General features: G+C 74.1%; 26 protein-coding genes and 1 pseudogene. 16 read left to right on the top strand and 11 right to left on the bottom strand.

What is annotated here, in order from left to right; translation table 11 throughout:
* Genes EDD32_RS17185 through EDD32_RS17165 form a run of 5 tightly spaced genes read left to right on the top strand, consistent with a single transcriptional unit; the run spans position 1 to position 4814 of the window.
* Positions 1-888 (top strand): branched-chain amino acid ABC transporter permease, encoded by an 888-nt coding sequence (locus EDD32_RS17185; protein WP_123919463.1) that lies wholly within the window; start codon positions 1-3, stop codon positions 886-888.
* Positions 872-2128: a branched-chain amino acid ABC transporter permease gene (locus EDD32_RS17180; protein WP_246006200.1), complete on the top strand. Its 1257-nt coding sequence runs from the start codon at positions 872-874 to the stop codon at positions 2126-2128. Before EDD32_RS17185 ends, EDD32_RS17180 begins: the two co-directional genes overlap by 17 nt.
* On the top strand, positions 2125-2898 hold the full coding sequence (locus EDD32_RS17175) for an ABC transporter ATP-binding protein (RefSeq protein ID WP_123919461.1): 774 nt from the start codon (positions 2125-2127) through the stop codon (positions 2896-2898). The genes EDD32_RS17180 and EDD32_RS17175 overlap by 4 nt, the downstream gene beginning before the upstream one ends.
* Positions 2888-3622, top strand: a complete 735-nt coding sequence (locus EDD32_RS17170; protein WP_123919459.1) for an ABC transporter ATP-binding protein — start codon at positions 2888-2890, stop codon at positions 3620-3622. The genes EDD32_RS17175 and EDD32_RS17170 overlap by 11 nt, the downstream gene beginning before the upstream one ends.
* 58 nt (positions 3623-3680) lie before the next feature.
* Positions 3681-4814 carry an MFS transporter gene (locus tag EDD32_RS17165; protein WP_123919457.1) on the top strand — a complete coding sequence of 378 codons (1134 nt, stop codon included), beginning with the start codon at positions 3681-3683 and terminating at the stop codon, positions 4812-4814.
* Between the two features lie 2 nt (positions 4815-4816).
* Here the strand turns inward: EDD32_RS17165 and EDD32_RS17160 are convergent, their stop codons facing one another.
* The 3 genes from EDD32_RS17160 to EDD32_RS17150 form a co-directional block, all read right to left on the bottom strand.
* Complete coding sequence (locus tag EDD32_RS17160; protein ID WP_123919455.1) at positions 4817-5143, bottom strand: hypothetical protein; 327 nt, start codon at positions 5141-5143, stop codon at positions 4817-4819.
* Positions 5143-6525: a hypothetical protein gene (locus EDD32_RS17155; RefSeq protein ID WP_123919453.1), complete on the bottom strand. Its 1383-nt coding sequence runs from the start codon at positions 6523-6525 to the stop codon at positions 5143-5145. The genes EDD32_RS17160 and EDD32_RS17155 overlap by 1 nt, the downstream gene beginning before the upstream one ends.
* Positions 6526-6625: 100 nt before the next feature.
* Positions 6626-8059, bottom strand: coding sequence for a hypothetical protein (locus EDD32_RS17150; RefSeq protein ID WP_123919451.1), 1434 nt, complete (start codon positions 8057-8059; stop codon positions 6626-6628).
* Positions 8060-8281: 222 nt separating this feature from the next.
* Here EDD32_RS17150 and EDD32_RS17145 point away from each other — a divergent pair, with 222 nt between their 5' ends.
* The 4 genes from EDD32_RS17145 to EDD32_RS17130 all read left to right on the top strand — a co-directional run bounded on the left by EDD32_RS17145 (position 8282) and on the right by EDD32_RS17130 (position 12051).
* A complete protein-coding gene (locus EDD32_RS17145; protein ID WP_342771435.1) occupies positions 8282-8677 on the top strand; it encodes a TfoX/Sxy family protein in 396 nt (131 codons plus the stop codon).
* 76 nt (positions 8678-8753) lie between these two features.
* Positions 8754-10202 (top strand): TIGR01777 family oxidoreductase, encoded by a 1449-nt coding sequence (locus EDD32_RS17140; RefSeq protein WP_170175148.1) that lies wholly within the window; start codon positions 8754-8756, stop codon positions 10200-10202.
* 170 nt (positions 10203-10372) lie between these two features.
* Positions 10373-11287 carry a GDSL-type esterase/lipase family protein gene (locus EDD32_RS17135; RefSeq protein ID WP_123919445.1) on the top strand — a complete coding sequence of 305 codons (915 nt, stop codon included), beginning with the start codon at positions 10373-10375 and terminating at the stop codon, positions 11285-11287.
* A gap of 104 nt (positions 11288-11391) precedes the next feature.
* On the top strand, positions 11392-12051 hold the full coding sequence (locus tag EDD32_RS17130) for a GOLPH3/VPS74 family protein (RefSeq protein ID WP_123919443.1): 660 nt from the start codon (positions 11392-11394) through the stop codon (positions 12049-12051).
* 42 nt (positions 12052-12093) lie between these two features.
* Here the strand turns inward: EDD32_RS17130 and EDD32_RS17125 are convergent, their stop codons facing one another.
* Positions 12094-13350: a hypothetical protein gene (locus tag EDD32_RS17125; protein WP_123919441.1), complete on the bottom strand. Its 1257-nt coding sequence runs from the start codon at positions 13348-13350 to the stop codon at positions 12094-12096.
* Positions 13351-13509: 159 nt separating this feature from the next.
* Complete coding sequence (locus EDD32_RS17120; RefSeq protein WP_123919439.1) at positions 13510-15384, bottom strand: hypothetical protein; 1875 nt, start codon at positions 15382-15384, stop codon at positions 13510-13512.
* 223 nt (positions 15385-15607) lie between these two features.
* Between EDD32_RS17120 and EDD32_RS17115 the strand changes: the two genes are divergently transcribed.
* A complete protein-coding gene (locus EDD32_RS17115; RefSeq protein WP_123919437.1) occupies positions 15608-16039 on the top strand; it encodes a hypothetical protein in 432 nt (143 codons plus the stop codon).
* Positions 16040-16052: 13 nt separating this feature from the next.
* On the opposite strand, the gene EDD32_RS17110 is transcribed toward EDD32_RS17115, so the two are convergent.
* Complete coding sequence (locus EDD32_RS17110; RefSeq protein ID WP_123919435.1) at positions 16053-16655, bottom strand: ABC transporter permease; 603 nt, start codon at positions 16653-16655, stop codon at positions 16053-16055.
* A 9-nt stretch (positions 16656-16664) separates the two neighbouring features.
* On the opposite strand from EDD32_RS17110, the gene EDD32_RS17105 reads away from it, so the two are divergent.
* From EDD32_RS17105 to EDD32_RS17095, 4 genes and pseudogenes are all read left to right on the top strand, one after another.
* Positions 16665-17399, top strand: coding sequence for a sensor histidine kinase (locus EDD32_RS17105; RefSeq protein WP_123919433.1), 735 nt, complete (start codon positions 16665-16667; stop codon positions 17397-17399).
* 9 nt (positions 17400-17408) lie between these two features.
* Positions 17409-17603: pseudogene (locus tag EDD32_RS20050) on the top strand (sensor histidine kinase); the annotation flags it as partial.
* A gap of 162 nt (positions 17604-17765) precedes the next feature.
* Complete coding sequence (locus EDD32_RS17100; RefSeq protein WP_123919431.1) at positions 17766-18413, top strand: response regulator; 648 nt, start codon at positions 17766-17768, stop codon at positions 18411-18413.
* Between the two features lie 98 nt (positions 18414-18511).
* The gene (locus EDD32_RS17095) at positions 18512-19291 is read left to right on the top strand and encodes a CDP-alcohol phosphatidyltransferase family protein (RefSeq protein WP_123919429.1); all 780 of its coding nucleotides are present in this window, start codon (positions 18512-18514) and stop codon (positions 19289-19291) included.
* A 109-nt stretch (positions 19292-19400) separates the two neighbouring features.
* On the opposite strand, the gene EDD32_RS17085 is transcribed toward EDD32_RS17095, so the two are convergent.
* From EDD32_RS17085 to EDD32_RS17075, 3 genes are all read right to left on the bottom strand, one after another.
* Positions 19401-20168 carry an FkbM family methyltransferase gene (locus EDD32_RS17085; protein WP_211338878.1) on the bottom strand — a complete coding sequence of 256 codons (768 nt, stop codon included), beginning with the start codon at positions 20166-20168 and terminating at the stop codon, positions 19401-19403.
* A gap of 5 nt (positions 20169-20173) precedes the next feature.
* Complete coding sequence (locus EDD32_RS17080) at positions 20174-21001, bottom strand: hypothetical protein (RefSeq protein ID WP_123919425.1); 828 nt, start codon at positions 20999-21001, stop codon at positions 20174-20176.
* Positions 21002-21148: 147 nt separating this feature from the next.
* A complete protein-coding gene (locus EDD32_RS17075; protein ID WP_123919423.1) occupies positions 21149-22033 on the bottom strand; it encodes a fructose bisphosphate aldolase in 885 nt (294 codons plus the stop codon).
* A 173-nt stretch (positions 22034-22206) separates the two neighbouring features.
* On the opposite strand from EDD32_RS17075, the gene EDD32_RS17070 reads away from it, so the two are divergent.
* Positions 22207-22644: a hypothetical protein gene (locus EDD32_RS17070; RefSeq protein ID WP_123919421.1), complete on the top strand. Its 438-nt coding sequence runs from the start codon at positions 22207-22209 to the stop codon at positions 22642-22644.
* Positions 22645-22654: 10 nt separating this feature from the next.
* On the opposite strand, the gene EDD32_RS17065 is transcribed toward EDD32_RS17070, so the two are convergent.
* A complete protein-coding gene (locus tag EDD32_RS17065) occupies positions 22655-22948 on the bottom strand; it encodes an STAS domain-containing protein (protein WP_123919419.1) in 294 nt (97 codons plus the stop codon).
* On the bottom strand, positions 22945-25392 hold the full coding sequence (locus EDD32_RS17060; protein ID WP_123919417.1) for a SpoIIE family protein phosphatase: 2448 nt from the start codon (positions 25390-25392) through the stop codon (positions 22945-22947). The genes EDD32_RS17065 and EDD32_RS17060 overlap by 4 nt, the downstream gene beginning before the upstream one ends.
* A gap of 228 nt (positions 25393-25620) precedes the next feature.
* Here EDD32_RS17060 and EDD32_RS17055 point away from each other — a divergent pair, with 228 nt between their 5' ends.
* The gene (locus EDD32_RS17055; RefSeq protein ID WP_246006199.1) at positions 25621-26361 is read left to right on the top strand and encodes a biliverdin-producing heme oxygenase; all 741 of its coding nucleotides are present in this window, start codon (positions 25621-25623) and stop codon (positions 26359-26361) included.
* Positions 26362-26376: the final 15 nt, after the last annotated feature.

Raw genomic sequence — 26376 nt, 5'->3', positions numbered from 1 at the left:
GTGGTCTCAGGCAGCCTGCTCTTCCAGAGCCTGATCCTGGGCCTGCTGCTGGGAGGGCTCTACGCCCTCCTGGCAGCGGGTCTGACCCTGTACTTCGGCATCATGCGGGTGGTGATGCTCGCGCACTCGGCGTTCATCATCCTCGCGGCCTACATCGCGTGGTGGTTCTCCACCGCCACCGGGCTGGACCCGATGCTCTCGCTGCTGGCCACCGTGCCGGCGTTCTTCGCCATCGGCTACCTCATGCAGCGCTTCCTGCTGTCCCGGCTGCGGCCGGCGACGATGACGATGATGTCGGTGCTCCTCACCTTCGCCATCGCGCTGATCATCGAGGGCCTGCTCGGCATGGTCTTCTCCGGCACCCAGCGCCGGATCAACCTGCCGTACGGGGCCTCGAGCATCGAGCTCCTCACCGCCCGCATCCCCGTGGTGCAGGTGATCTCCTTCGCCCTGGCGGGGGTGAGCCTCCTCGCGCTGTTCGCGGTGCTCAAGTACACCCGCTTCGGCCGGGCGCTCCGCGCGACCATCCAGCACCCGCAGGCCGCGCAGCTCGTGGGCATCGACACCAACCGGACCGCCGGCTTCGGCTTCGGTCTCGGCCTGGCCACGGCCGCCGTCGGTGGCGCCGCGCTGTCCCTCCAGGCGACGATCTACCCCTCGCTGCACTGGCACTGGATCGGTCCGCTCATGGCGATCATCGTCGTCGGCGGTCTCGGCTCGATCCCCGGCGCCGCGATCGCCGCGCTCCTGCTCGGCGTGCTGCGCGTGATGCTCGAGCTGCCCCTGGGCCCCACGTGGGCGCAGACCATCTTCTACCTCGCCCTGTTCGCCACGCTCATGGTGCGGCCGCAGGGGTTCTTCGGAGGCCGTCTTGCTCAGCGTTTCTGACCGCCGCCAGGCGGGCGCCGGTGACGGCGAGAGGCCCGGCCGCGCCGGCCTCGCCTCACGCGTCGGCCTCGCCGGTCCCGCCGCCCGGGGCGGGCGACCCGCGCGCGCCGGCCGCGACCGACGGCGGGACCTGCTCGTGATCGCCGTCGTCGTGGCGGTCCTGTCCCTGTGGCCCTTCGTCGCGCCGAACCCGTACATGCTCAGCGCGGGCGTCATCGTGCTCAACTACGCGGTCTTCGCGACGGGCTGGAACCTCATGGGCGGGTTCACCGGGTACATCTCGCTGGGCCACACGGCGTTCTTCGGCCTGGGGGCGTACGGGACGGCCCTGCTCGTGGTCAACACCGGGATGCCGAGCTTCGTGGCGCTGGTCGTCGCGGCGATCGGGACCCTCGTCGTCGCGATCCCGGTCGGCTTCGCCGCCCTGCGGGTGCGGGGCGCCTCGTTCGTCATCGTGACGATCGCGCTCGTGCTCGTGCTCCAGCTCGTGTTCCAGAGCTGGCACACCGTCACCGGTGGCTCGAACGGGCTGGTGGTCCCGCGCCCGTTCCCGGACCTGCTGCGCCCCGAGCACCACCGGGCGTTCTACTTCATCTTCCTCGGCCTGCTCGCCCTCGCGCTGGTCCTCTGGGCGCTCGTCAACCACTCCCGGTTCGGCGCCGGGCTCAAGGCCGTGCGCGAGGACGAGGACAAGGCCGAGTCCCTCGGCATCCCCACCGCCACGCTCAAGCTCGTCGCGTTCACCCTCTCCGCGCTGGTCGTGGCGCTGGCGGGCGGGCTGTACGGGCTGTGGTTCGGTGACCTCGACCCGATCTTCCAGTTCGACGTCGTGCTCAGCGCGCAGATCGTGCTCATGGCCCTCCTCGGCGGCACCCGGTTCCTCTTCGGCCCGCTGCTGGGCGCCGTCGTCATCGGCGTCGCGCTGGAGTACTTCGTCCTCAACTACGGCCAGACGCAGCTCCACCTCGTGGCCACCGGCCTGCTGCTCGCGATCGTCGTGCTGTTCCTGCCCGACGGCGTCCTCACCGGCGCCCAGCAGCTCGTGGGGCGGTTCCGGCCCCAGGCCACCTCGATCCGCGAGCTCTCCGCCGAGCAGCTGCGGGACGAGCAGACGGCGACGGCGGCCGGCGGGCCCCCGGTGACCGCGACGGGCGGGCCCCCGGCGACCTCGGCGGCAGAGCCGACCGCTAGGCACGCGGCCCCGGCCGCCCCCACGGACGAGCAGGAGGGCCCCCGATGACCACCGCCGACACCGCCCCCGCAGGCTCCGCCGTCGGCACGACGATCCTGCGCACCGAGGGGCTGACGAAGTCCTTCGGCGGGGTCCACGCCGTCAAGGACGCCACGGTGACCTTCCTCGACGGCAAGATCAACGGCCTCATCGGGCCCAACGGCTCGGGCAAGACGACCTTCTTCAACTGCGTGACCGGGATGATCAAGCCCGACTCCGGTCGGGTCTACCTCCACGACAAGGAGGTCACCCGCTGGGCGCCGCACAAGATCGCCCGCGCCGGGCTCGGGCGGAGCTTCCAGCTGTGCCGGACCTTCCCGCGGATGACGGTGCTGGAGAACATGCTCGTCGCCGTCCAGCCGCACTCGCTCGCGGACTACCTCGGCGGGAGCCACTCGCCGGAGACGGTCGAGCGGGCCCGGCGGATGCTGGCCCGGGTGGGCATCGACCACCTCGAGACGGCCGAGGCACGCGACCTCTCCTACGGCCAGCAGAAGCTCCTCGAGCTGGGTTCGACCCTCATGTCCGACCCGCCGTTCGTCATGCTCGACGAGCCCGCCGGCGGGGTGAACCCCTCGCTCATCGAGCGGATCGCCGTCCTCATCCGCGAGCTCAACGCGGAGGGCACCACCTTCCTCATCGTCGAGCACAACATGGAGCTCATCATGAAGCTGTGCGACCACATCGTGGTCTTCGACCGTGGCGCGCCGATCGCCACCGGGACGCCGGACCTCATCCAGTCCGACCCGCGAGTGCTGGAGGCCTACCTTGGCGTCTGACGTCGTCCTCGAGCTCAAGGGGATCGAGGCCGGGTACGGCAAGGCCGCCCTCGTGCTGCGGGGGCTGTCCGTCGAGGTCCCGCGCGGCACGGTCGTGTGCCTCGTCGGCCCCAACGGTGCGGGCAAGTCCACCGTGCTCAAGGTCGCCAGCGGGCTGCTCAAGCCCCGCGCGGGATCCATCGTCCTCAACGGCAAGGACATGACCGGCTCCGGGCCGCAGACGCTCCTGCGCGCCGGGCTGTCGCACGTCCTGCAGGGACACAGCGTCTTCCCCGAGATGACGGTGGAGGAGAACGTCATGCTCGGCGGGTACACCTCCGCCGACCGGGCGGCGCTGTCCGAGCGCGCCGGCTTCGTCAAGGAGGTCTTCCCGGTCGTGGCCGAACGGTGGGGCGCCGCCGCGGGCCTGCTCTCGGGCGGGCAGCAGAAGCAGGTGGAGTTCGCCCGCGCGCTCATGGTCAGCCCCGACGTCGTCCTCCTCGACGAGCCGTCGATGGGCCTGGACCCCAAGCGGACGACGACGGTGTTCGAGCAGGTCGCCCGCATGCGTGACGCGGGGGTCGCCGTGCTGCTCGTCGAGCAGAACGCCCGCCGCGCGCTCGAGATGGCCGACATCGGCTGCGTCCTCGACCTCGGCACCGTGTTCGCGACCGGGCCCGCCCGCGAGCTGCTGGCGGACCCGAAGCTGAGCGACCTCTACCTCGGCGGCCGCCCCGCCGCGTGAGACCCGCCCGGGACCGGCGCCGTCGCGCGCCGGTCCCGGACGTGAGAGGGGCGGGGCCGTGCGCAGGACCATCCGGCAGCTCCAGGCCGTCACCTTCCTCAGCTCGTTCGACCGGATGCTCATCGCGCCGGTCCTCCCGCTCGTCGCCGCCGACCTCGGCGTCTCCGTCGAGGTGGCGGCGGGCGCCGCGACGGCGTACTTCGTCGGGTACGGGGTCATGCAGGTCGGGTGGGGGGTGGTCTCGGACCGGTTCGGCCGGGTCCCGACCGTGCGCGTGGCCCTCGCGGTCGCCGGGGTGCTCGCCACCGCGTCGTTCCTCGTGCCGTCCTTCGCCCTCCTCGTGCTCCTGCGGGGTCTGACCGGGGCTGCCCTGGCCGCCGTGGTCCCGGGTGCCCTGGTCTACCTCGGTGACGCCGTCGACGCCGCCCGCCGGCACGGCCCGCTGACCGACGTCATGCGCGCCATGGCGCTCGGCACGGCGCTGGCGACGGTGGTGGCCGCGGTGCTCGGCGACGCGCTCGGGTGGCGGGCGGCGCTGGCGCTGCCCGGGGTCCTCGCCCTGGTGGTGGTGTGGTGGACACGGACGATGCCGGAGCCGTCACGCGTGGTGGGCGGGACCGACCGGAGGGCCTTCGGGGCCGTGGCCCGCGACGGCCGTGCCCGCGCCCTCCTCGCCGTCGCGTTCGTCGAGGGCGGGCTCATGCTGGGCGTCCTGCCGCTCCTGCCGGCCCTGCTGCAGGGGAGGGGGATGTCGGTGACGCTCTCCGGCGTGGTGGTCGCCGGCTACGGGGTGGGCGTGGTCGTCTTCGCCCGCGTGGTCAAGGCGGTGAGCTCGCGCACGGGACCGGCCAGCCTCATGGCCGCCGGGGCGGTGATGACGGTGGCGTCGTCACTCGTGCTCGCGGCAGACCGGTCCGGCCCGGCCGTCCTCGCAGCCGCCGTCCTGCTCGCCGGGGGCTGGGCCTTCTTCCACTCGACGCTGCAGAACTGGGTGACCGAGACCCTCCCGCGGGCCCGGGCGACCATGGTGAGCCTCTTCGCCACCGCCCTGTTCGTGGGCAGCGCGGCGGGGACGGCGGCCGCGTCCGCGGCGCTGGGCGCGGGCGCCATGACGCGCTACTTCGCGGCCGCAGCGGTGGTGATGGCGGTGCTGGGCGCCCTCGTCGTGCGGGCGCGCGCGCGGTGGCGGTGAGGTCAGCTCGTGCCCGGACGGCACTTGGCGAGGCAGTCGTTGTACCGCTCGGCGGAAGTCTTGTAGGCGTCCCCGGCGTTGTTCGACTTGTCCCGGGCGGTGTCGGCGTTCGACACGGCGATGGCCAGGGCCGTCACCGCGGCCGCGCAGGCGGCCGCCGTGAAACCCAGCCCGCCGAGGGTCCAGATGGCGGCGCCGCACGTGGCGAGCATGGCGGCGTCAGCGGCGAGGGCGAGATTCCTGGCGCCCTCCCAGTCGTCGTAGGCGTTCTCCCAGGCCGTCCACTTGTCGTCCCGGCGGGCCAGCTCCGAGGTGCATGGCATGGTCATCAGTCCAATCGCACAGCAGGCGTGAAGAACATGCTCATCCCGTCGGGGTAGAGCAGGGCGTGGTGGCGCACCCGGGCCGTGACGTCGTCGTACCAGCTCTGCCGGCGCAGCTCGGTGAGGTCGACCCGGTCGACGTCGAGGCCTACGGGGGCCGCCCACGGTGCCGCCCGGCGGACGAACCCGTTGACCCGGACGAACGCACCGTCCTGGACGCCGTTGTTGGCGAGGGAGAACATGTGCGCGCGGACCCTCACGGATGCGCCGTCGTCGAGGTCGGTGAGGTCGAAGAAGGTGGAGAACTTCGGCGGTGCGGGATCATCCGCGATGCCCAGGCCCGACACCAGGCCCTCGACGCTCACGAGATCGCCCTCCGCACCCGTGCCGTCCCGCAGAGCCTGCGCGCCGGCGGGCTGACCCGCAGGCACGCCGCTGGGGCTCTGGCGGTTCTCGGTGCGACGGCGTTCGTTGCCGTACCAGCGGCCGCGGTCCGGGGTGGCCATCTCGGCCTGGACCAGGCGTGCGTATGCGAGGAGCACCTGGAGCCGCTCGAGGAGCTCGACGACGTCCAGCACGGCCCGGTGCTGGGCCAGGGCGCCCTGCGTGGCGGGCCGCTGGTGCAGCAGGGCGAGGTAGGCACCCGCGAGCGGCGCCGAAACGGGCAGGCGGGCGGTGATTCGCTCGCCGACAGTGACGGCGAGGTCGAGGAGCCCTTGGCCGTCGTCGGTGGTGTCGAGGTGGGTGAAGAGGGCGGCGACGGTCTCGTCGTGCAGGGTGCGCAGGACCGTGGCCTCGTCGGTGACGGTCTCGGTGTCGGCCTCCTGGTCGGGGCCGGCGGCAAGGGCGGTGGTGATGTCGTAGGCCTTGTACAGACCGGAGTCGGCGACGGCGCGCGCCGCCAGCGTCGCCGTCTGCGCGTAGGCGGGCACGACGACGTCGAGCTCGGTGGTGACGGCGGAGCGCTCCGCCGCTCGTGAGTCGAAGAGGGGATGGGTACCGGCGAGCAGTGCGTCGAGAGCGGCCTGGGCGGCCGCGGGATCACCCAGCTCGGCGGTGAGCTGCGTGAGCATGGCGTCGCGGATGTCGTCGGCCTGGCCGGAGGTGTCCGCTGCGAGCGCGGCGTAGACCTGGGCGAGACCGGCGTCCCGCTCGGCGAGGTAGGTGGTGTGGTAGGCGTGCACGCCCGTTCGAGCATGGATGTGCTCGAGCAGGGCGAGGGCCAGCCCGGACAAGGTGGCGGCGTGGCTGTGGAGCAGGTCCCAGCTGCGCCCGAGGAGCAGGGCCCGGAAGGTCTCCTGGGCCTGGTCGGCCGCCCCGACGAGGTCGGGTGCGGTCTGGTTGAAGGGGGGTAAGGATTCCAGCGGCAACGCGCGCAAGCCCGTCATCGCGAACCTCCTGGTCGCTGCCCCGCCGGGGCGGGGCGTGGGTGGTGGGGGTGTTTCCTCCTTCCATGTGGTCGGGACGTGGGGTGCGGGGTTCGCGAGGCTACGGGCCGGGCGCCGGGATCGGGTCACCGCGGGCCAGGGCCAGGGCGACCTCGAGCGCCCGTGCGAACACCGGGGTCGTGCAGTCCTGGTAGTCGCGCACGATGTTGGTCACCCGCACGCGCAGGCGGCCGTCGTCGTCGGCGCGGGACAGCGACGTCATGAGCCGGTCGATGATCCAGTGGTTGTGCCCTACCCGGGCGAAGTTGACCTCGCGTCGCAGCTCACCGGCTCGCGGCTCGGCGAGGAGCGGGAAGGCGGTGAACAGGGCGCCGGCCGGCTGCAGGTCGGCAGTGCTCACGGCCGCGGCGCCGGTGGCCGTGAGCCACGCGTGGCCGGCGGGGTAGTCGAAGGGGTGCCGGCCGGTGAAGTCGGTGCAGAACGGGCACGGGCAGTCCCACGTCAGCGCCGGCTCGCGGGCGAGGCGGTGGGCGATCTTGCGGGTACGGAGCTTGAGGTGGGCGGGCCGGTCGCTGTAGATCGTCCCGCCCTGGGTGGCGTCGAGGATCGGGCTGGTCGCGTCGAAGCTGAGCTCGGGCGTGCGCGCCGCCGCCAGGGTGAGCACCGCGATCATGATCGGCGCGCCGATGCCGAGGAAGTGGAACCGCTGCGGCGGCTGGTGGGCGACCTCCTCGTAGCCCTCCCAGAAGCCGACGGCGGCAGCCGCGGTGCGGGTGTACCGCTGGGGGAGGTTGGCCCCCAGGTCGATGCGCCGCCGGTCGCGGTAGAGATGGTCGGCAAAGTGGTCGTCGGCCATGTAGGCGCCGAACCCCATGGCGATCCCGCTGAGCCCGGCGGCGGCGAACTCCCGCCCGGCATCCTTGGCCGTGTTGAAGGACACCGCCGACGCCACGGGCAGGTGCGCGCCGGCCAGTCGTGGCGCGAGGCCGGCCTCGGCCGCCGTCGCCCGTCTGGCGACCGAGCGGTTCAGGCGCCGGTAGCTCCCGCGAGGCCGGTGCAGGTACTCGGGCTCGATGTCCAGGCGGAGCCAGCACGCCATGGTGAGGTCCTCGACACCGACGACGGCGGTGGGGTCCAGCACCACCTGCGCGGCCAGGAGGTCGGCGTCGGGCGGGACCGCGGCGACGGCGGCGCGTCGGACACGGGTGGCGAGACCGCGGTAGCGAGTGGTCAGCGGTCCAGGCAGCTCGCCGTTGCGGACCGTGTGGCCGAGTCCGCGCTCGATCCGCGTGACCTCCCGGCGCAGAGCCGTGGCCTCGACGGTGAAACGGCGCGCTATGGGGGTGAGGTGGTCGAAGTTGCCGTTGTCGGCCAGCAGGTCCCAGCCACGCCCACGGACGAACCGCGTCAGCTCGAGGCTCTGACCCATGGCGTTGCCGGGGGAGATGAGGAAGCCCGTCGGGTCGCTCATCCCGCTCACCGCGGCCTGGACCGCGTCGGGCTTGAGGTTGTGCACGAATCTAGGCTTCGGCATGTCGCAGCCCCTTCGCAGGATGCATGCCCAGATCCCCGTCAGGCTACGCGCGTCGTCGTCGCGCTGACAATGATGGGCGCCAGCGGCCTCGCCGCCGTCGCCGTGCAGGCGCGGGTGAGGTGGCGTCGACGTCGGCGGAGCCTGTTCGGGACCTGCCTTCCCGCCGCGTCGGCCATCGGTGATGATGGGCCCACGTACCCCTCGAGGAGGACCACCGTGCAGATGCCCAAGCCCACCGAGGAGGACAAGGCGCGATTCCGCGACCTCGTCCCGGACGACCCGCGCGTGGTGGTCAAGCCGATGTTCGGCAACCTCGGGGCCTTCATCGGCGGGAACATGTTCGCCGGTCTCCTCGGCTCCGACGTCGGGGTGAAGCTCCCGGAGGCCGATCTGGTGGCGATGCGGGAGAAGGGCGCCCGCGGGTTCGGTCCCGAGGAGCGGCCGATGGGCGGGTACGTCACCGTCCCCGACGACGCCGATGCCCGCGACCTCCTCGCTCGGGCGGCGCAGTACGTGGCCACCCTCCCACCCAAGGCGGCGAGGCGACCGAAGCAGCCGAGGACGCCGACGGCCGCGACCCCAGCGAGGGCCCCGAGGAATCCGCCGACCGGCGGGTGACGACCCTCGCCAGGTCAGGGCGGTGGTCCTCGCCGTCGGACGGGCCCGCGACGCGCGCGCGTGTCACGATGGCGATGTGGCCCACATCGAGCACAGCACCGCGTTGCCCTACCCGCGCGAGCGGGTCTTCGCCTGGTTCGAGCGGCCAGGTGCCCTCGTCCGGCTGACGCCGCCCTTCGCCGGGTCCGTGCTCTCCGAGCCCGACGACGGGCTGCGTGACGGCTCCGAGGCCCGCCTCGCCGTCGGCGCGCCCGGTGTGCTGGGGACCGGGCTCGGCGCGCTGGCCGCGGCCCTGCCCCTGCCGTCGGCCCTGCCCGGGTGGCTGCGCCGGGGGCAGGTCGAGTCCACCGGCCGCCACGACTCCTACGACCCGCCGCGCGGCTTCCGCGTGACGACGACCGGTCCGTTCGGCCGGATCGTGCACGAGCACCGCTTCGTCGAGTCCGACGGCGGCGGGACGGTCCTCCACGAGAGCGTCGACGTCGTCGCGCCGCGGGAGAGCGACCTCGTCGCCGGGACGCTCGTGCCCACGCTGCGGCGGGTGCTGGAGTACCGCGCCGTCCAGCTGCGCGACGACCTCGCCTTCCACGCCGCCCACGCCGACGCCGGGCCCCGCACGATCGCCGTCGCCGGCGCGTCGGGGCTCATCGGCACGCAGCTGTGCGCGCTGCTCTCCGTCGGCGGGCACCGGGTGCTGCGCCTCGTGCGCCGCCCCGCGGAGACCTCCGACGAGATCAGCTGGGACCCCGCTGCGGGCCGGCTCGACCCGGAGGCCCTGAGAGACGTGGACGCCGTCGTCAACCTCGCCGGGCGCAGCATCGGCGGACGGTTCACGGCGGCCGCCAAGGACGAGATCCTCACCAGCCGCGCCGAGGGCACCCTGCTCATCGCGCGGGCTCTCGCAGACCTCGCGGGAGACGGTCGGCGACGCGCGTTCGTCTGCGCGTCGGGCATCGGGTACTACGGGACGGACCCGCACGGTGACGGCGACGACGCGCCCCTGACGGAGGACTCGCCGTCGGGCGCGGGGTTCCTCGCGCTGGTGTGCCGGGAGTGGGAAGGTGCCACCGAACCCGCGGAGAAGGCCGGCGTCCGCGTGGTCAACGTGCGCACCGGTCTGGTGCAGAGCCCGGCGGAGGGCTCGCTGTCGCGGCTGCTCCCGCTGTTCGCCGTCGGACTCGGTGGCCCCCTCGACCGCGAGCAGTGGCAGAGCTGGATCTCGGTCGACGACGTCGTGTCGGTGTACGCGCACGCGGTGCTCACCGACGACCTCGCCGGGCCGCTCAACGCCGTCGGGCCTGAGCCGGTGCGGGGCGCGGAGTACGCGCGCACGCTCGGGAAAGTGCTGCGCCGCCCGGCGCTGGTGCCCGTGCCGTCGTTCGGGCCGCGGCTGGTGGTGGGCAGCGAGGGGGCGCAGGAGCTGGCGTACGCGAGCCAGCGGGTCTCCAGCGACCGGCTCGAGGCGTCCGGCTACACGTTCCGGCACCGCACGCTCGGGGCGGCGCTGCGGCACGTGCTGCCGTAGGAGGCGGATCGGCCGGGTCCCGGGGGCGAGGGATCGCGTGCCGCGGAGGCGCGAGCCCAGGCCTGTTCACCGAAGTCCCCAGGCCCTAGGTTGACCCCAACGGGTGCACGCACCAGCCCGACCGGCAGGGACGCCAGCTGGTTGTTCCGCCTCCGACCGGAAGGCACGCCATGCCCAGAACGCTCCTCCGCCGTACCGCCAGGCTCCTCGCGGCCGGATCGGCCGCCGTCGGGCTGGCACTCGCAGGTGCCTCGGCCACCGCCGCGAAGCCTCTGGAGTCGGCCGGCCCACCGCAGGTGGACCACGTCAACCTCGGCGACTCCTACTCGGCGGCGTTCGGGACCGGGGGAGTGGCCCCGACCTTCCTGCAGACCCTCGACCCCGAGGTAGCCGTTCCCTGCCTCCAGGGTGCGGGACCCGACCACGTCAGCGAGCTCGACCGCCACCCGCGCGTCACGCTGGTCGTGGACGCGGCCTGCGGGCGCGCGACCACGCAGGACATGCGCACGATCGTGCAGACCGTGCCGGCCGTCCGGGCTGGGCTCGCCGAGGCCGAGCTCGTCAGCCTGACCCTGGGCGGGAACGACGTCGCCTGGGTGGAGACGCTCCTCCAGTGCTCGGCGTTCGCGGATACCGCCGACGTGTCGTGCGACGTGCTGCTGGGCAGTGCCCCGATCCGCGTCGCCGGGGCGGCGGCGTCCGCAGGTCAGACGATCACGACGATCGACGGCGTGACCGACGGCAGGATCGTCGTCCTGGGATACCCCCACCTCGTCGAGCCGACCGGCCTCACCCTGCCGAACGGTGTGGTTCTCATGACGGCGGAGCGCGCCGTGCAGATCAACGCGCTCACCGATGCGCTCAACGCTGCGCTCGAGGCGGCGGTGGAGTCCCAGGGAGCGGCCTTCGTCGACGTCACCGACCGCTTCGCCGGCCACGGGCTCGGTTCGGCCGACCCGTGGATCGCGCTCGACGTGCAGAACCTCGGCGACCCGAACAACCTCCACCCGACGGTCGACGGGTATCTCGAGGGCTACCGTCCCGCGCTCATGAGCGAGGTGAGCATCGGCCGGCTCGGTCGCTGACGCCGCGGTCCGGACGCCGCGAGGAGCGAGAGGCACCCGACCGAGCGGGGCAGGACACCGAGCGTGCCAGCACACCGAGCCGGTCGCATCGATAGGGTGGCACGGTGCTGCTGGCTGAGGACCTGGTGCTCCTGCTCACCGACGACAAGACGGGAAGGCCGATCGTCGACCAGCTGCGCCGGGACCTCGTCCTCTCCGGTGCCGTCGTCCACCAGCTGACCGAGCTCGGCAGGCTCCGGGTCACGGGCCGTGACGAGGAGCTGCGCCCAGGACGGCTCGTCGTCGCCGATGGCTCGCCCACCGGGGACGACCTCCTCGACGCCACGCTCGAACGGCTCGCCGGCCGCAAGCCCGAGAAGCCGAAGAACGCGCTCGGCGGTATCGGCAAGGGTCTGTACCAGCGGCTCCTCGAGCACCTCGCCGCACGGGGGATCCTCCGGCTGGAGGTGGACAGGGTGCTCGGGCTGTTCCCGAGGACCGCGTGGCCGGCGGTCGACTCCACCCACGAGGACGGCGTGCGCCGCGGCCTCAGCGACGTCCTCGTCGTGGGCCGCACGCCGACCCCGCACGAGCTGACCCTCATCGCCCTCCTCGACGCCGTCGGGCAGGTCCCCGCCGTCCTGCCGGGCAGCGACGTGAGCAGGCGCGAGCTGCGCCGCCGGGCGCGGGCCGTCGCCGAGGACGGCGGCTTCGCCGCGACGGCGGTGCGGAAGGCGCTCGACGACGCGCTCGCCGCCACGACCGTCGTCGCCACCAGCCAGTAGACGGGTCGTGGCCGGCGCCGGCCGGCGTGCCCGCCGGCGACGTCAGCGGCTCGCGCGGGAGATGAAGGCGAGGTCGGCCGGACCGGCCAGCTCACCGAGGAGCACCGTGCCCGCCGCCTCGCGGGTCACGTACCAGCCCTGGATCCGCTCGACGCCGGAGCCCGGGGTGACCTGGGCGTAGGCGCTCCCCACGCGGACCGAGGGCCCGGTGGCGGTGAGGTCGATCGCCACCGGGAGCTCGACCGTCTCGACCGTCGACCCGCCCGTGCAGTCGTCGAGGACCAGCACCTCCATCGGCACCGTCGTTGCCGCGACCGCCGCGGCCAACCTCGCCTCGATCGCGACCTCCGCGGCCGCAGACCCGACGAGCTCGCTGAACACGAACCCGGGTGCGCCGTCCTCACACCGGACTGCTCGCACCTGGATGGCGGAGGCGGTCAGTCTCATGTCCCTGTTCGGGGTGGGCCCGACCGTCGCGCCGACGAAGGCGTCCTCGAAGAGCAGACCGAGCCCGTCGGGCGGGTCGTAGGTGCGGGAGGTTGCCGCGAAGGCGCCCAGTCCACCGTCCGGCGCGGCGTTCTCCGGACTCGCCGGCATCGCGCCATGTCGGAAGAAGTGCTCCGCCGAGTAGGTGAGGAACGACTGGTCGCTGCTCGTGGCGGCGAGGAGCCCGTCGATCGTCACCGTGCCGGTGCCGTCGCGGGCGAGGTCGTAGTCCCGGAGACGGTCGACGTCCCCGGCCGAGGTGACCGAGCCGGACACACTGCTCCGGAAGCGTTCGGTGGTCCCGGTGACGTCGAGCGTGATGTGCCGGGCGGGAAGCTCGGTGACCAGGTCCTCGCCACCGCACCCCGGGTTCTCGGCCAGGGTGAGGTCGACGACGGCGTCAGCGTGCGCGGTGCGGAGCCGGCGGTCGATGTCGACGGTGACGGGTCCGGGCTCCGTCGCGTCCTCGGCCGAGGTCAGGTCGAAGTTGACGAGGTCCTCGGAGCCGTCCGGGCAGACGACCGACTCGCCCGCCCGGGTCAGTGACACGAACACCGAATCCCCGCCGCCGACGACGCTGCGGACGCTCACGCTGCCTTCCCACCCTTCGGCGGACTCGCTGACGAAAACGGATGACTCGTAGAACCGGAAGTTCTCGATCGTCGGCGCGGCAGCCGCTGACGACGAGCCGGTCGGTGCAGCCGCCGCCGCTACCCTCCCGGCGGGTGCTCCGCTCGCCACCGCCGGGAGCGCCGCCGCCAGCGCCATCGTGGCGGTGGCCACCAGGGCAGCCGCTCGAGCCGTCCCGTTCATCTCGTCCTCCTCGGCCGTGCGACGTCGGCCCGGACCCGCGGCCGGGAGCCGCCGTGGAACGTCATCGACGGTACGCCGAGCCCGACGGCGGGAACAGAGCAGAGGGTCCTGCATCTCATGGTGGTCAGATGGTGGTGGACCGGGTCGAGCGTCCGAAAGTCAGGCGGGCTCCGCGACCTCGGCCTGCTTCTCCCTCGGCTTGGCGATCACCTTCTGGAAGGGCTCGTGGCCGGTCAGCCGGAAGAAGGCAGGCTCCTCCGGCGCCCACCTCCGCAGGTCCGGGTTGGCGGTCACCGCCTGACCCAGCAGCTCGACAGCCCGGTCCCGTGCTGCCGCGCGTCGGGCGCCGCTCAGGCCCCGGCGGGCGTACCGCCGTGCCCACACGCAGGCGAGGCTGTAGACGACGTGAGGTCGCATCATCGTCGGCAGCGCGTCGAGCCGGTCGAGGAGGTCGGCGGTCGCGCGTGTGAGGCCGGCGTCCGAGCCGCAGCCGCGTGTGCGGCCCCACCCGCTCGCGACCTCGGCGATCCCGAGCTCGAGCGCCTTCGCGTACAGGGTGACCCGGCGCCGGAGGTGGTCCTCCGCGCGGCTCTGCTCGGTGGTGGCACGAAGCGTCGCCAGCGACCCCTCGAGGTCGCGGAGCGCTGCGTCGTCACGGCCCACGCCGTCGACGAGCCACGTTCTCGTGAGCATGTTGAGCCGGAGGATGACGAGGTTGAGCTCGGCCCGGAGCCGGAGGCCGTCGAGGCGGGTCCTCAGGTGGTCGTCCGCGGACCCCGACAGCTGTTCGCGCTCGTGCGCCAACGCCCCGGCGAGTGCCTCGAGCTCGCGGACTCCGGTCGGCCAGAGCGCGTGGTTCTTCGTCATGCCCAGCACCACGGCGGAGTTCAGCTCGGCCTCGAAGAACCGGCCGAGCACGCCGTCGTCGTGCTCCGCGGCGGTGCGGTGGGCCTCCAACGCGCGGAGGTACTGGAACCGGGCGTGACCGAGGTCCTCGTGCCTGGTCGCTCGGATGCCGAGGAGGAAGTGGCGGTGGGCGTGCCAGAACCACGTGCCGGTCCGGTCGGCGAAGGGTCCCCGGGTGCCCCTGATGTCAGCGACCTCCGTGGCCAGCCAGACGGCAGCGAATCCCGCGAGCGACGTGTAGTCGTCGGTCGTCGGCCCGGGCCCGGTGTAGGGGACCTCGATGAGGTCCTCGCGGACGCCGTCGGGGACGACGCCGCCCCGGCGACGGACCGGTCGACCGGTGGGCTCGTCGAGCCGGACCGTGCAGCTGACGGTGCGGGTGCGCGGGTCGGGCTCGCCCAGGAGTACGTGCATGTGCAAGGTGTTGCGCCCGCGCAGCCAGCGCCCCGCGCTGACCAGCCAGCTCACCTGCTCGGGCACCGGATCCATGGGGAGGCGTTCGATCTCGGCGTCGGTGGGCTCGGCGAGCCGGAGGGAGGGGAGCCGGTTTGGCTTGTCGGCGCCGGCCAGGTGCGAGCGGATCGTGCTCGCGAGCCGGTCGCCGAGATCCTGCCCGGTGGCGGCCGTGTCGACGTCGAGGCTCCCGATCCGCAGTGCCGGCCGCTTGCGTCGGCGACGCCACCATGGTTGTCGGACGAGCACCCCGATGATGGCGAAGGTGACGGCGGCGATGACGGCGGCCCAGGCCCACCACAGCTCGAGCCAGTCCTCGACGACCTTCTTGAAGTCGGCCAGTGGCGTGCCCCTCGATGCGGGGTGAAGGAGCTCAGCCGCGTCCTCGCACCTCTCGGCGGGCAGGCGGCCACCGCCGGCTGAGAGGGCCTCGACGGCGACCTCGACGGCCTCGTCCGTACGGTCGGCGTCCGCGAGCGTGAGAGCGGCGTCCCAGAGCCGCTGGGCACGGACCGAGAGCGTGGCGTCCGGCGGCGGGCACGCGAGCGACGCCGGACCGGTGGCCGACGGCGACGGCTCGGTCCCTCCGGTCGCGCCCTGCGTGCACGACGCGAGGAGCGCCGCGACGAGCACGGCGGAGCCGATCCGCCCGACAGTGGTGCTGCGAACGCCCATGGCGATGCCCCTCTGCGCTGCCCCCGGTGCGGACGCTACTCCGGAACCGTTCGCGCTGTCCCTAGAACGCGCTACAGGGATGCTCGTGCCCAGGCATGTCACCGCCGGCCGCTACCTTCGCCCGAACGGCGGGGGCCGTGCGAGAACGAGGCGAGGCCGCCCGCCGCCGGCGCGGGGCCTCGGACCAGAGGAGCGCGCCCGGTGGGACGAGAGGTGGACGGCGATGATCGGTCCGGGGGACCCCGACGCCGACGTGCGGCGGGTCGGTGGGGCACCGGCGTTCGTCGCCGCGCACGGGATCTTCCGTGCGCGGCGAGACCTCACCTTCGAGCAGGCGTACGGCCTCGCTCGCCTCGTCCTCGAGCTCGGCGGCGGACCGGTCCCCGTCCGGGGGAAGAAGGCGCCCCTGCGACCCCCCACGGTTCGGGTGCTCACGCTGGCCGGCCTCATCGAGCAGATCGGCGACTCCCAGCTGAAGGAGTGGTTCGCCATCCGCAGCACCCGCAACTACGACCCGACCGGTCCGGCGTTCACCACCTGGGCCACGAGCCACGGGACGGACGAGCGGACGCAGTGGTTCGCCGTCGCGACCGACGCCGGAGCCGAGCTGGTGCGAGACCACGTGCCCGGGTCGTCCGGCGCGCCGGGCCGGTGATGCCTGCCCACGGTCAGCCCCGGCGCGTGACGCTCTCCCGGCGCGCCGCCCACAGAGCCAGGGCCCCGAGCGCGACCGCCGAACCGAGCACCCAGGCGAGGTGGACCCACACCGGCCGGCCGGCGGCCGCGGTCCAGGCCTCGACGTCGGCTGCCGGCATGGCCACCCCGTAGGCGAGCCGGCCGAAGTGGAACGTCGGAAGGAACGCGGCGACGTCACGCAGCACCTCGGGGAGGTCGCTCAGCGGGACGAAGAAGCCCGAGGCGAACGACAGCGGCAGGAACACGAGGTTCGCCATCGTCGCGCCGAGCGCCAGCCACCTCGTCGCCGGCATGGACACCCCGGCCGCGGTGGCGGCGAGGACGCTCATCGCGGCCACGATGACGACGGCGAGCACGAGCGCGTCGGCGACCTTGGCCGCCAGATGGACGCTCGTCGGGAACGGCGTCGCGCGCAGTGTCCTCGTCCAGCCGCGGCCGCGCTCCTTCGCGACGTCCTCGCCGAAGGTGAAGATCGCCAGTGACACCACGCCGTACGCGCTCATCGAGACGAGCATCGCCAGCCCGACCGACGTCCCGCCCGGCAGGACGGCCGAGGCGTTGGTCAGCCCGAACATCGCCTAGCGGTGCTCGTCTCGGGGGTGCGCCTGAGCGACGACGCCGCGGTCGTCGCGCTGTGGTGGGCGGCCTACCTGGTCTACGTCGCCGCCTTCGCCGTCGAGAGCCTCGATGTGCGGGCGGCGCGGGGGTGGGACCCGCGGGCGACGATGGGGACCCTCGTCGTCGCCGGGATGGCGGTGTGGCTCCTCGCACCGGATCTCGGCTTCACGTCACTGCTCTTCGTCGTCACGACGGCGACGATCGCCTTCGTGATGCCGGTGGGTGCCGTCGCCGCGGTCATCGTCGTCCAGACGGTCGCGGTGGCCGTGGGCGGGGCGCTCACCGGGTGGGACACGACGACGATGGTGCTGAGCACCACCGCCTACCTCGCGTTCCAGGTCTTCACCGCGCTCGTGGTCGTCGGCACCCGCCGCGAGGCGGCCGCGCGGGCCGAGCTCGCCGCCACCCACGCCGACCTGCGGGCGGCGACCACCCTGCTGGCGACGTCCAGCCGAACCGACGAGCGGCTGCGCATCGCCCGCGACCTCCACGACGTCCTCGGCCACCAGCTCACCGCGCTCGCCCTCGAGCTGGAGGTGGCCGGCCACCAGGCGACCGGCGAGGCCCTGACCCACGTCTCGCGCGCCAGGGACATCGCCAAGGGCCTGCTCACCGACGTCCGCGCCACGGTCGGCGAGCTCCGTGACGCGCCGGCCGGCCTCGTGCCCACCCTGCGCGCCGTCGTCGGCCGGCTGCCGTGACTGACCCTCGTGCTGGACGTCGACGACGTCCGGGCCCCTCTCGACGACGACCGGTCACCGCTGGACGAGGAGCGCACCATCGCCGTCGTCCGCGCGGTGCAGGAGGTCGTGACGAACACGGTCCGGCACGCGGCGGCGAGCCGGCTGGAGATCTCGGTGGTCTCCGACGTCGACGGCCTCGTGGTCCGGGCGCACGACGACGGCGCCGGGCCAGGGCTTCACGGTGACGATCCGGCTGCCGGCGGCAGCGGACCACGCCGCGGCTGGTGTCGCGACGCCAGGTCCTGGAGCGGCAGGTGGTGCGGGCTCGGCTGTCGCGGACGCAGGGGGGCGGGGCTCACGAGCCGAGCCCCTCGCGGAGGCCCCATGACGCGCGTCGCCGTCGTCGACGACCAGACCCTCGTCCGGCAGGGGATCCTCAGCCTCCTCGCGCTGAGCGACGAGATCGAGGTGGTGGGGCAGGGGCAGGACGGCGACGACGCGCTCGCACTGGTCGGGCGCGGCGACGTCGAGGTCCTCCTGCTGGACCTGCGCATGCCGCGGCGCGACGGGATCACGACGCTCGAGGAGCTGGCCGCGCGCGGGTCCGAGGTGCCGGTGCTCGTGCTGACGACCTTCGACGACGACGAGCTCGTCCTGCGGGCCCTGCGCGCCGGGGCGCGCGGCTACCTGCTCAAGGACGTCACGCTCGACCAGCTCGTGGGTGCCATCGGGGTGCTCGCCGGCGGCGGGACGCTCCTCCAGCCCGGCCTGACCGACCGACTCTTCCGCGCGGTCTCCGCCCGGCCGGCCGCGGTGGAGGGTTTCGAGCGCCCGGAACCGCTCACCCCGCGCGAGCTCGACGTGCTGCGCCTGGCCGCGGCGGGCTACTCCAACGCCGAGATCGCCGGGGCGCTCCACCTCGCTGCCGGGACCGTGAAGAACCACCTGTCCGCGGTGTTCGTCAAGCTCGGGGTACGGGACCGCACCCGGGCCGTGCTGCGCGCGCTGGACCTCGGCCTGCTCGAGGGGTAGCCGCCGTCCGGCCGGGCCGTGGTCTGGCCGGGAGCCCCGGCGTGGTCTAGCTTCGGCCCACCGGGAGGTGCCGGTCCGACGTGCCGAGGAGGCCCCGGATGACGATCAGGGGCCGGGCCGTCGAAGCCGGGCACCCGGCCGCGTGGCACCTCGTCCGGACGCCGGCGGCGCTCGCGCTCGGCCTGTTCGCGAGCCTGGCCGTCCCCCTGGTCCTGCTCGCGACCGGCACGGGCGGACCCGGCGCACTGGTCGGACCGGGCGGGTACCTGGTCGGTGCCGCGGTCCTCGACCGGGCCGTGCGCAGGACGAACGAGGTCGCCGCTGAGCCCGTGGGCCTCGACCGGGCGGTGCGGGGCATGGGTGCCGCGAACGTCGTCACCCTCGTGCGTCTGGTGCTCGTGACCTGGATCGCCTCCCTGCTGCCCGCCCTGGCCGCGGCTGGTGAGGCAGCGGCCACGTCGGCTGTCCTCTCGCTCGCCGTGCTCCTCACGGGCACCGGTGCGCTCCTCCTCGACGGCGCCGACGGCCGGGTCGCGCGGCGACGCGGCGAGACGAGCGCGTCGGGTGCTCGGTTCGACTCCGAGACCGACGCCGCGCTCGTGCTCGTCCTCGCCGTCGCCGTCGCGGTGACCGGCTCCGCCGGGTGGTGGGTCCTGGCGATCGGTCTCATGCGCTACGGCCAGCTCGCCGCGGCCGCGGTGGCCCCCTGGCTCCGGGGACCGGTCTCATGCGCTACGGCCAGCTCGCCGCGGCCGCGGTGGCCCCCTGGCTCCGGGGACCGGTCCCGCCCTCGCTCGCCCGCAAGGTCGTCGGCGTCGCGCAGGTGGTCGTGCTCCTCGTCGTCCTCGGGGCGCCGCCCCTCGTCCCGGCCGCGGTGACGACCGCGGCACCAGCGGTGGCGCTCGTGGCGCTGAGCTGGTCGTTCGGCCGTGACGCACGCCGGCAGTGGGACCTCCGGCTCGTGCGGACCGCCGGGGCGCTCGCCGCTCAGCCGTGCAGCGTCACGTCCGACCGCACCGCGTAGACGTCGCCGGGCGGGGCGTCGGGGGAGAGGGCGCTGAGGCGGAGCACCATGTCCTCGGGCGTCACCCAGGGCGTCGCCCACCGCCAGGTCTCCACCGGGGAGGATGCGAACCGGTACTCCCCGAGCTCCGCCAGCCGCTCCACGCAGGCCACCGCCCGGTCGGCCACCACCGGGATGTACTCGAACGACAGCGCCGGCAGGGCCCGCGTCAGCCCGCGCAGGACCTCCAGCTCGTGGCCCTCGACGTCGATCTTGCAGAACCGGGGCTCCCCGTGGCGGGCGATGAGCTCGTCGAGGGTGCGCAGGGGCACGACCACCTCGCGGTCCCACCGGAGCTGGGCGAAGCGCGGGTCGGCGCGCACATCGCGGATCCAGCCCGGCGCGAGGCTGGAGACCGTCGGCGCCCGGGTCGCGAGGTGCAGGACCCCCTCGCCCGGCTCGGCGGCCAGCGCACACGGCTCGATCCGCACCCGCGGGTCGCGCCCGTAGAGCGTGCGCAGGACCGCGAGCAGGTCCGGCTGCGGCTCGACGGCGACCACCCGGGCCCCGGCCCGTCGGAAGGCCCGCACACGGTTCCCGACGTGGGAGCCGACGTCGAACGCGAGGTCGCCCGGCGCGAGGAAGGCCCCGTAGAAGGCCACCATCCGTCGGCGGCGCCACACGGTCCCGTACGACCAGAGGAGCGAGCGGGCCAGCCCGCGAGCCCGCGCGAGGGGGGCGGTCCGGGGCACCGCCGTCAGCCGAGCGTCGCGGCGAGGTGGAAGCGGCCTCCGAGGTCGACGTCGAGGGAGGTCAGCCGGGCGCCGGCCACCGGTCGTGCGCCCAGCGGGATCCGCCGGCCCCGCACGCGGCGCAGGTAGCCCTCCGCGAGCCCCTCGGCGATCCTCCCGAGCATGCCGCCCGCGCGGACGTCGACCTGCTCGACGTGCAGGACCAGTGCGGGGTCGAGGTGCACCTGCGCGTCGGCGCTGACCCGGCTCGAGACGAAGCCCTTGGTGACGGTCGCGCGGACCTCGACCTGCCAACGGTCCGGTCCCACGGTCCGCGGCACGACGCTCAGCTCCCGCAGGGTCAGGCCCTTGCTGCGGGCGAGCTCGCCGGCGACCTGCTCGACTGCGGCCGTCATCGCGGCGACGTCCCCGGTGACGGCGAGGCGGCCGCGGGCCGGACCGGCGGGCGAGGTCTCCTCGGTGAAGACGAGCCACAGGCGGGACTGCGCGTCGTGGACCCAGCGCGCGGGCACGTTCCCGGCCTCGAGGTCGGCGGCGACCGACGCGCCGAACAGCACCACTGGCGCGCCCGTCACGGCGAGGGACGTCACGGTGGCCGCGACCCCGCCCCGGGGGGCCGGGGGCCGCCAGGGGCGCACCGCGAGGTGGTGGCGGTCGACGACGGCGTGGGTGAGGTCGATGCGGACGTGGTCCACCTGCTCCGGCGCGGAGATGCCGGCCTCGACGCGGACGTGCTCCTCGCGCAGGTCGAGCGCCTCGCGCAGCGAGGCAGCGACCCGCGTGGCGAGCTCGGCGCCCTGCGTGGGGATGGCGGTGACACCGACGGGGATCATGCAGGCTCCTGGGGCTCGGAACGACGGGCCCGCGCTGACCCGCCGCCCCGATGCTAGGCACGCCCAGGGCGCTCGTGCGCGTCGACGGCGCTCGTGCGTCCCGACGGTGCTCGTGCACGTCGGTGGCACCGCTCGGGGCCGGTGGGCTCAGGTGGCCGACGCGGCCGCGATCTGCGCGATCGACGCGGCGAGCACGGCGTCGAACTCCGCCGGGCTCATCTCGGCGCGCAACCCCTCGGTGAGGGCGCGGGAGAAGCTCGCGACGCAGCCGTGGTTGCGACCCAGGCGCTCGCAGGCCTCGTCGCGGGAGTACCCGCCGGAGAGGAACAGCACGCGCAGCACCTGCGGGTGCGCGACGAGGTCGGCGTAGAGGTCGTCCCGCTCGGGCGGGGTGAGCTTGAGCATGATGAGCTCGTCCGGCCCGAGCCGCTCCGCGTGGGCGAGCAGGCCGGCGTGGAGCTGGTCCTCGGCGGCCTCCTTCTCGGGGCAGCGGATCTCGATCTCCGGCTCGATGATCGGCACGAGCCCGGCCTTGATGATGCGGTGCGCCACCTGGAACTGCTGGTCGAGGACGGCGTCGAGCCCGGCCCCCGGGCCGCAGACGACGGAGCGCATCTTCGTGGCGAACACGCCCTTCTCGACGGCCCGGGCCAGGAGCTCGTCCAGCCCCGGCATCGGCTTCATCGTGCGAGCGCCGTCGGTCTCGGCGTCGAGCCCCTTGTCGACCTTGAGGATGGGGACGATGGTCTTGATGTCCCACAGGTACTCGGCGGTCGGGCGACCCTCGACCTCGCGCTCCATGGTGTTCTCGAAGAGGATCGTGCCCAGGATGTGCTCACCGGTGAAGGCGGGGCTGGTCATGATACGGGCGCGCATCTGGTGGACGAGGTCGAACATCTCCTCCTCGGAGGCGTAGGCGTCGTCCTCGATGCCGTACAGGCGCAGCGCCTTGGGCGTGCTGCCGCCGCTCTGGTCGAGGGCGGCCACGAAGCCCGTGCCGGTGCGCATCTTCTCGAGCTGCTGCTCGTTCATCGACAACCTCCTCGTCGGCCGCGGCGGCGGGGCGCCGTCGCGACGCACAGCCGGATCGGCCATGCGTCGGCCTCACGACTCCATCGTCCCAGTTCGTCGCGGTGATGTCCGAGGGACCAGCGTCTCGGCTGCGCCTCTGGCGTTCGGTGCTCCCGGCAGGCGACGATGCACGGGTGGATGACCTGTCGGCGGAGGGGCGGACGCGGCTGCGGGCGCTGAGCCTGTACCTCGTCGGCGCGATCGTGCTGGCCCTCGCCGCGGTGGGCGGGTACGCCCTCGTCGTCGGGTTCGACCGGGTCCGCCCCGCGCCGGTCGAGGCCGTGGCGGTCGTCGGTGAGCGCGAGCTGCTCGTGCGCTACCTGGGGGGCGTGCCGGGGTGCGGGGACCCGCTCCGGGTCGAGGTCGCCGAGGACGCGGACGAGGTGGTCGTCTCGGCGTTCACGGTCGCCCGCCGCGCCACCCGTGAGGGGTTCTCGTGCAGCGCGGCGAGCGTGCCGATGCTCCAGACCGTCCGCCTGGGCGAGGCGCTGGGGGACCGGGTCGTGCGGGACGGAGCCCGAGGCGTCGACGTCGAGGTCGTCGCGGGGGTCCAGGACCTGTTGAGCGACTGAGCGGCGGCGGTCAGGCGACGCGGAACATGCCGGCGGTGCCGGTGATCTCCAGCAGCTCGAGGAGCACCGGGGAGGGGTCGACGAGCCGGATCCCGGGGTTGAGCGCGGTGAGGCCGAGCAGGAAGCGCAGGCCGGAGGAGTCGAGGAACGTCAGCGCCGAGGAGTCGACGGCGTGGACGACACCGACGTGGTCGCGCTCCTCCTTGAGGCGGCTCACGGCGTCGAGGTCGACCTCTCCGACGAGGACGGCGTGCACCTCGCCCTCGTGCGCGCGCAGCGCTATGTCGCCAGGGGTCCCGATCATGAGGTCACGTCCGTCATCGCCTCGAGCCTAACCCGGCGCACCACCACCACGGTGGCGTCGTCGTCCGAACGTGGGTCACGCACCTGGGCGACGACGGCGTCGAGGTCGACGCCCCCGTCCGGACCGGCACCGCCGTCAGGGCCGGCACCCTCGTCCGGGTCGCCGCCCGAGCCGTCACGGCCGCGACTCGCGGCCGCCGTGTGCGCCCGCCCGAACGCCTCCCGCAGCGACACCAGCGCCGAGCGCAGCGAGGTCCCGCGACGCTCGACGAGCCCGTCGGTGAAGAGGATCAGGGAGCCGCCCGGAGCGACGGTGAGGCGGCCCGGCGAGACGTGCCCGGTGACGAAGCCGACCGGGGTGGTGTGCACGTCGTCGGTGAGGACCGCGTCGCCGTCGGCGTCGAGCAGCACGGGCGGCAGGTGGCCGGCGCGGACGTAGACGACCTCACCCGTGCCGGGGTCGACGACGGCGACGAGCAGCGTCGCCATCTCGCCGGGCATGGTGGCGCGGACGAGCTCGTCGAGCGCGGTGACCGCCGCAGCGGGGTCCGGGTCGCGCACGAGGAGGGCGCGCAGGCCGTTGCGGAGCTGACCCATCGTCGACGCGGCGTGCAGGCCGTGCCCGGCGACGTCGCCGACCACCACGGCGAGCCGGCCGTCGGGCAGGGTGAGGGCGTCGTACCAGTCCCCGCCGACCCGGCCGCCGTCGGCGGGGGAGTAGCGCGCGTCGAGCACCCAGCCGGGGACCTGCGGCAGGTGCGCGGGCAGCGCGGAGGACTGGAGCGTCTCGGCGGCGCGGGCGTCGCGCTGGGTGCGGGTGTACATCGCCTCCACGACGTGGCGGCGCAGCAGCCTCGCGGTGTCGGCCTGGTCGTCGGTCCAGGGGAGGGAGGACCCGCGGACGGTCTCGCGCCACCGGTCGAAGGACCTGCGCGGGCTCAGCCGCACCGTGTCACCCTCCAGGCGGGCGATGGCCTTGTTGTGCGGGTCCCCGCCCCAGTCGACCGAGTGGACGACCTCCCGGCGCAGCCACGCCACGGCGTCCCCACCGGACATCGTGATCGCCAGGACACCGGCGACGTCGGGAACCAGCGCGGCGACCTCCGGGACGTCACGCACGAGCGAGGTGGTGCAGGCGTAGTCACCGGTGGACGTACCCGCCCACGCCAGGAGGGCCTCGCGTCCGGCGGGGCCGGGGGCGTGGCCCAGCGTGCGGGTGTCGCCCTGGGCGCGCACGACCACGCCGTCGGCGCCGAGCAGCTCGAGGATCGCGTCGTCGGCGGTGAGAGCCTCGGCCAGCGGCACTGCCTCGTCGCGCGAGGCCGCGACCAGGCCGGCCAGGTCGCGCGCCACCCGGCGGGCCGCGGCGATGCGCTCGTCCTCCACCTGGGCGACGAGGCGCAGCGAGAGGGCCGAGCCGAGGAACTCGGCCGCCGCGCGCACGCCGTAGGGCGGGGCGAACGGGCCGGAGTAGTGGTGGCAGGCGATGAGGCCCCACAGGCTCCCGTCCTTGAGGAGGGAGATGGACATCGACGCCGTGACGCCCATGTTCTGCAGGTACTCGACGTGGATCGGGGAGACGCTGCGCAGGGTCGCGAACGTCAGGTCCAGCGGTGCGCCGGTGCGCGGGTCGAGCGTGGGCACGATCGGCGCGGGCGTGTACCCGACGTCGGAGATGAGGCGGATCCAGCTCCGCTCGTACAGGGCGCGGGCCTGGCTGGGGATGTCGGTCGCCGGGTAGTGCAGGCCGACGAAGGGGTTGAGGTCGCCGCGACGCGCCTCGGCGACGACCTCGCCGTTGTACTCCTCGTCGAACCGGTAGACCATCACCCGGTCGAACCCGGTGAGCTCGCGCACCTCGCGGGCCGTGGTGTCGTACAGGGCGGTGAGGCTGTGGCCGCGGTTGAGCGCCTCGACCGCGCCGCGCACCGCCTGGTACGTGCCGGTGTACGTCAGGGGGCGGTCGCCCGAGACCGCCTCGAGCTCGACGACGACGACCCCGGCAGCCGTACCGCCGGCGCCCTGCGCGCCGGTGCCGGTGCCTGCGACCGTTCCGGTACCCGGGACCGGCGAGGCCGTGGCCGGTCGCTCACGCGCGCCGTCCGGACGCGGCGGGCGGTGGAGGATCGCGTCCACGCCCGCGCCGCGCACCGTGAGCGTGAGCGGGTTGCGGTCACGGACCTCACCGGGCTCGGCGAAGCGGGCCGCGAGGACGGCAGCCGCCTCCGCGCCCACCGCACCGGCCAGCGGGCCGCCGAGGAGCGCACGGGCCGGGACCCCGAGGAGGACCTCGGTGTTGTCGGAGGCGTGGAGAACCGTGAGGTCGTCCGCCGCGAGGGCCAGCAGGACGCCGCGCGGCTGGATCGACCCGGGGATGTGGATCGGCTCCCGGGCGCAGTTGTCCAGGTCGACGGGCACCTGCGGCGCCACCAGCGAGTCGTCCACGCAGTCTCCGTCCCCGGGGTGCGGATCACGCGGGTCTCCCAGCGCAGCGATCCGGTGCGCCGTGTGCTCGGCGCCGGGTCCCAGCGTGCAGCATCGGAGGCGGTCCTGTCCTCCCGGGCCCAGGAGGCGGCGCGCCGTGGCGCGGCCGTGGCGCGCGGTCGGGCCACCGGACGTGATCGAATGACGACCCCTGCTGCGGCACCCCCGGACGGACGGACAGGAGAAGGCGTGAAGCACCAGCTGACGGCGGAGCTCCCGGCCGGGCGACCGACCGGAACCTCGACGGCAGCCTCGACCGAGGAGTCGGCCGGGCGCTCCACCGGAGCCCCCACCGGGGCCTCGGCCGGGCTCGCGACCGAGCTGCGCGAGGGAACCCGCGCCGAGCACCGCGCGGCGGAGTCGGCCGGTTTCGTGACCGCGCTGCTCGACGGCCGTCTCGGACCGGACGCGTACGCCGACCTCGCCGCGCAGCAGCTGGGGGTGTACCGGGCTCTCGAGGCCGGTGGCGGCCGGCTCACCGGCGCCGCGGCCGTGCTCGTCGCGCCCGAGCTGGCCCGGACCGCTGCGCTGGAGGCGGACCTGGCCCACCTGTGGGGACCGGCCTGGCGGGGCCGGGTCGAGCCCGTACCCGCCGTCCGCCGCTACGTGAGCAGGCTCGACGCCGTCGCCGCGACCGACGTCGGGTACGCGGCCCACGCCTACGTGCGCTACCTGGGCGACCTCTCGGGCGGGCAGGTGGTCGCCGCGATGCTCCGCCGGCACTACGGCGTCGCCGAGGAGGGGCTGCGGTTCTACCGGTTCGACGGCATCGAGAAGGTCAAGCCCTACAAGGACGCCTACCGCGCCCGCCTGGACGCTCTGCCGTTCGGCGCGACCGAGCGCGCCGCCGTCGTCGCGGAGGCGCGGTACGCCCTGCGGCTGAACCGGGAGGTCTTCGACGACCTTGCGGACCGGCACCTGCGCTCGTGAGCCGGACCCGGCACC

Origin of the sequence: Georgenia muralis, assembly GCF_003814705.1 — a bacterium.
Taxonomy (GTDB): Bacteria; Actinomycetota; Actinomycetes; order Actinomycetales; family Actinomycetaceae; genus Georgenia; species Georgenia muralis.
This window is presented reverse-complemented; position numbering and strand designations above follow the sequence as displayed.

Bases quoted from the DNA above. Each gene is read 5' to 3' on its own strand.
- EDD32_RS17175 (WP_123919461.1), top strand. From the start codon at position 2,125: ATGACCACCGCCGACACCGCCCCCGCAGGCTCCGCCGTCGGCACGACG.
- EDD32_RS17160 (WP_123919455.1), bottom strand. From the start codon at position 5,143: ATGACCATGCCATGCACCTCGGAGCTGGCCCGCCGGGACGACAAGTGG.
- EDD32_RS17155 (WP_123919453.1), bottom strand. From the start codon at position 6,525: ATGACGGGCTTGCGCGCGTTGCCGCTGGAATCCTTACCCCCCTTCAAC.
- EDD32_RS17150 (WP_123919451.1), bottom strand. From the start codon at position 8,059: ATGCCGAAGCCTAGATTCGTGCACAACCTCAAGCCCGACGCGGTCCAG.
- EDD32_RS17145 (WP_342771435.1), top strand. From the start codon at position 8,282: ATGCCCAAGCCCACCGAGGAGGACAAGGCGCGATTCCGCGACCTCGTC.
- EDD32_RS17135 (WP_123919445.1), top strand. From the start codon at position 10,373: ATGCCCAGAACGCTCCTCCGCCGTACCGCCAGGCTCCTCGCGGCCGGA.
- EDD32_RS17125 (WP_123919441.1), bottom strand. From the start codon at position 13,350: ATGAACGGGACGGCTCGAGCGGCTGCCCTGGTGGCCACCGCCACGATG.
- EDD32_RS17120 (WP_123919439.1), bottom strand. From the start codon at position 15,384: ATGGGCGTTCGCAGCACCACTGTCGGGCGGATCGGCTCCGCCGTGCTC.
- EDD32_RS17115 (WP_123919437.1), top strand. From the start codon at position 15,608: ATGATCGGTCCGGGGGACCCCGACGCCGACGTGCGGCGGGTCGGTGGG.
- EDD32_RS17110 (WP_123919435.1), bottom strand. From the start codon at position 16,655: ATGTTCGGGCTGACCAACGCCTCGGCCGTCCTGCCGGGCGGGACGTCG.
- EDD32_RS17100 (WP_123919431.1), top strand. From the start codon at position 17,766: ATGACGCGCGTCGCCGTCGTCGACGACCAGACCCTCGTCCGGCAGGGG.
- EDD32_RS17095 (WP_123919429.1), top strand. From the start codon at position 18,512: ATGACGATCAGGGGCCGGGCCGTCGAAGCCGGGCACCCGGCCGCGTGG.
- EDD32_RS17080 (WP_123919425.1), bottom strand. From the start codon at position 21,001: ATGATCCCCGTCGGTGTCACCGCCATCCCCACGCAGGGCGCCGAGCTC.
- EDD32_RS17075 (WP_123919423.1), bottom strand. From the start codon at position 22,033: ATGAACGAGCAGCAGCTCGAGAAGATGCGCACCGGCACGGGCTTCGTG.
- EDD32_RS17065 (WP_123919419.1), bottom strand. From the start codon at position 22,948: ATGATCGGGACCCCTGGCGACATAGCGCTGCGCGCGCACGAGGGCGAG.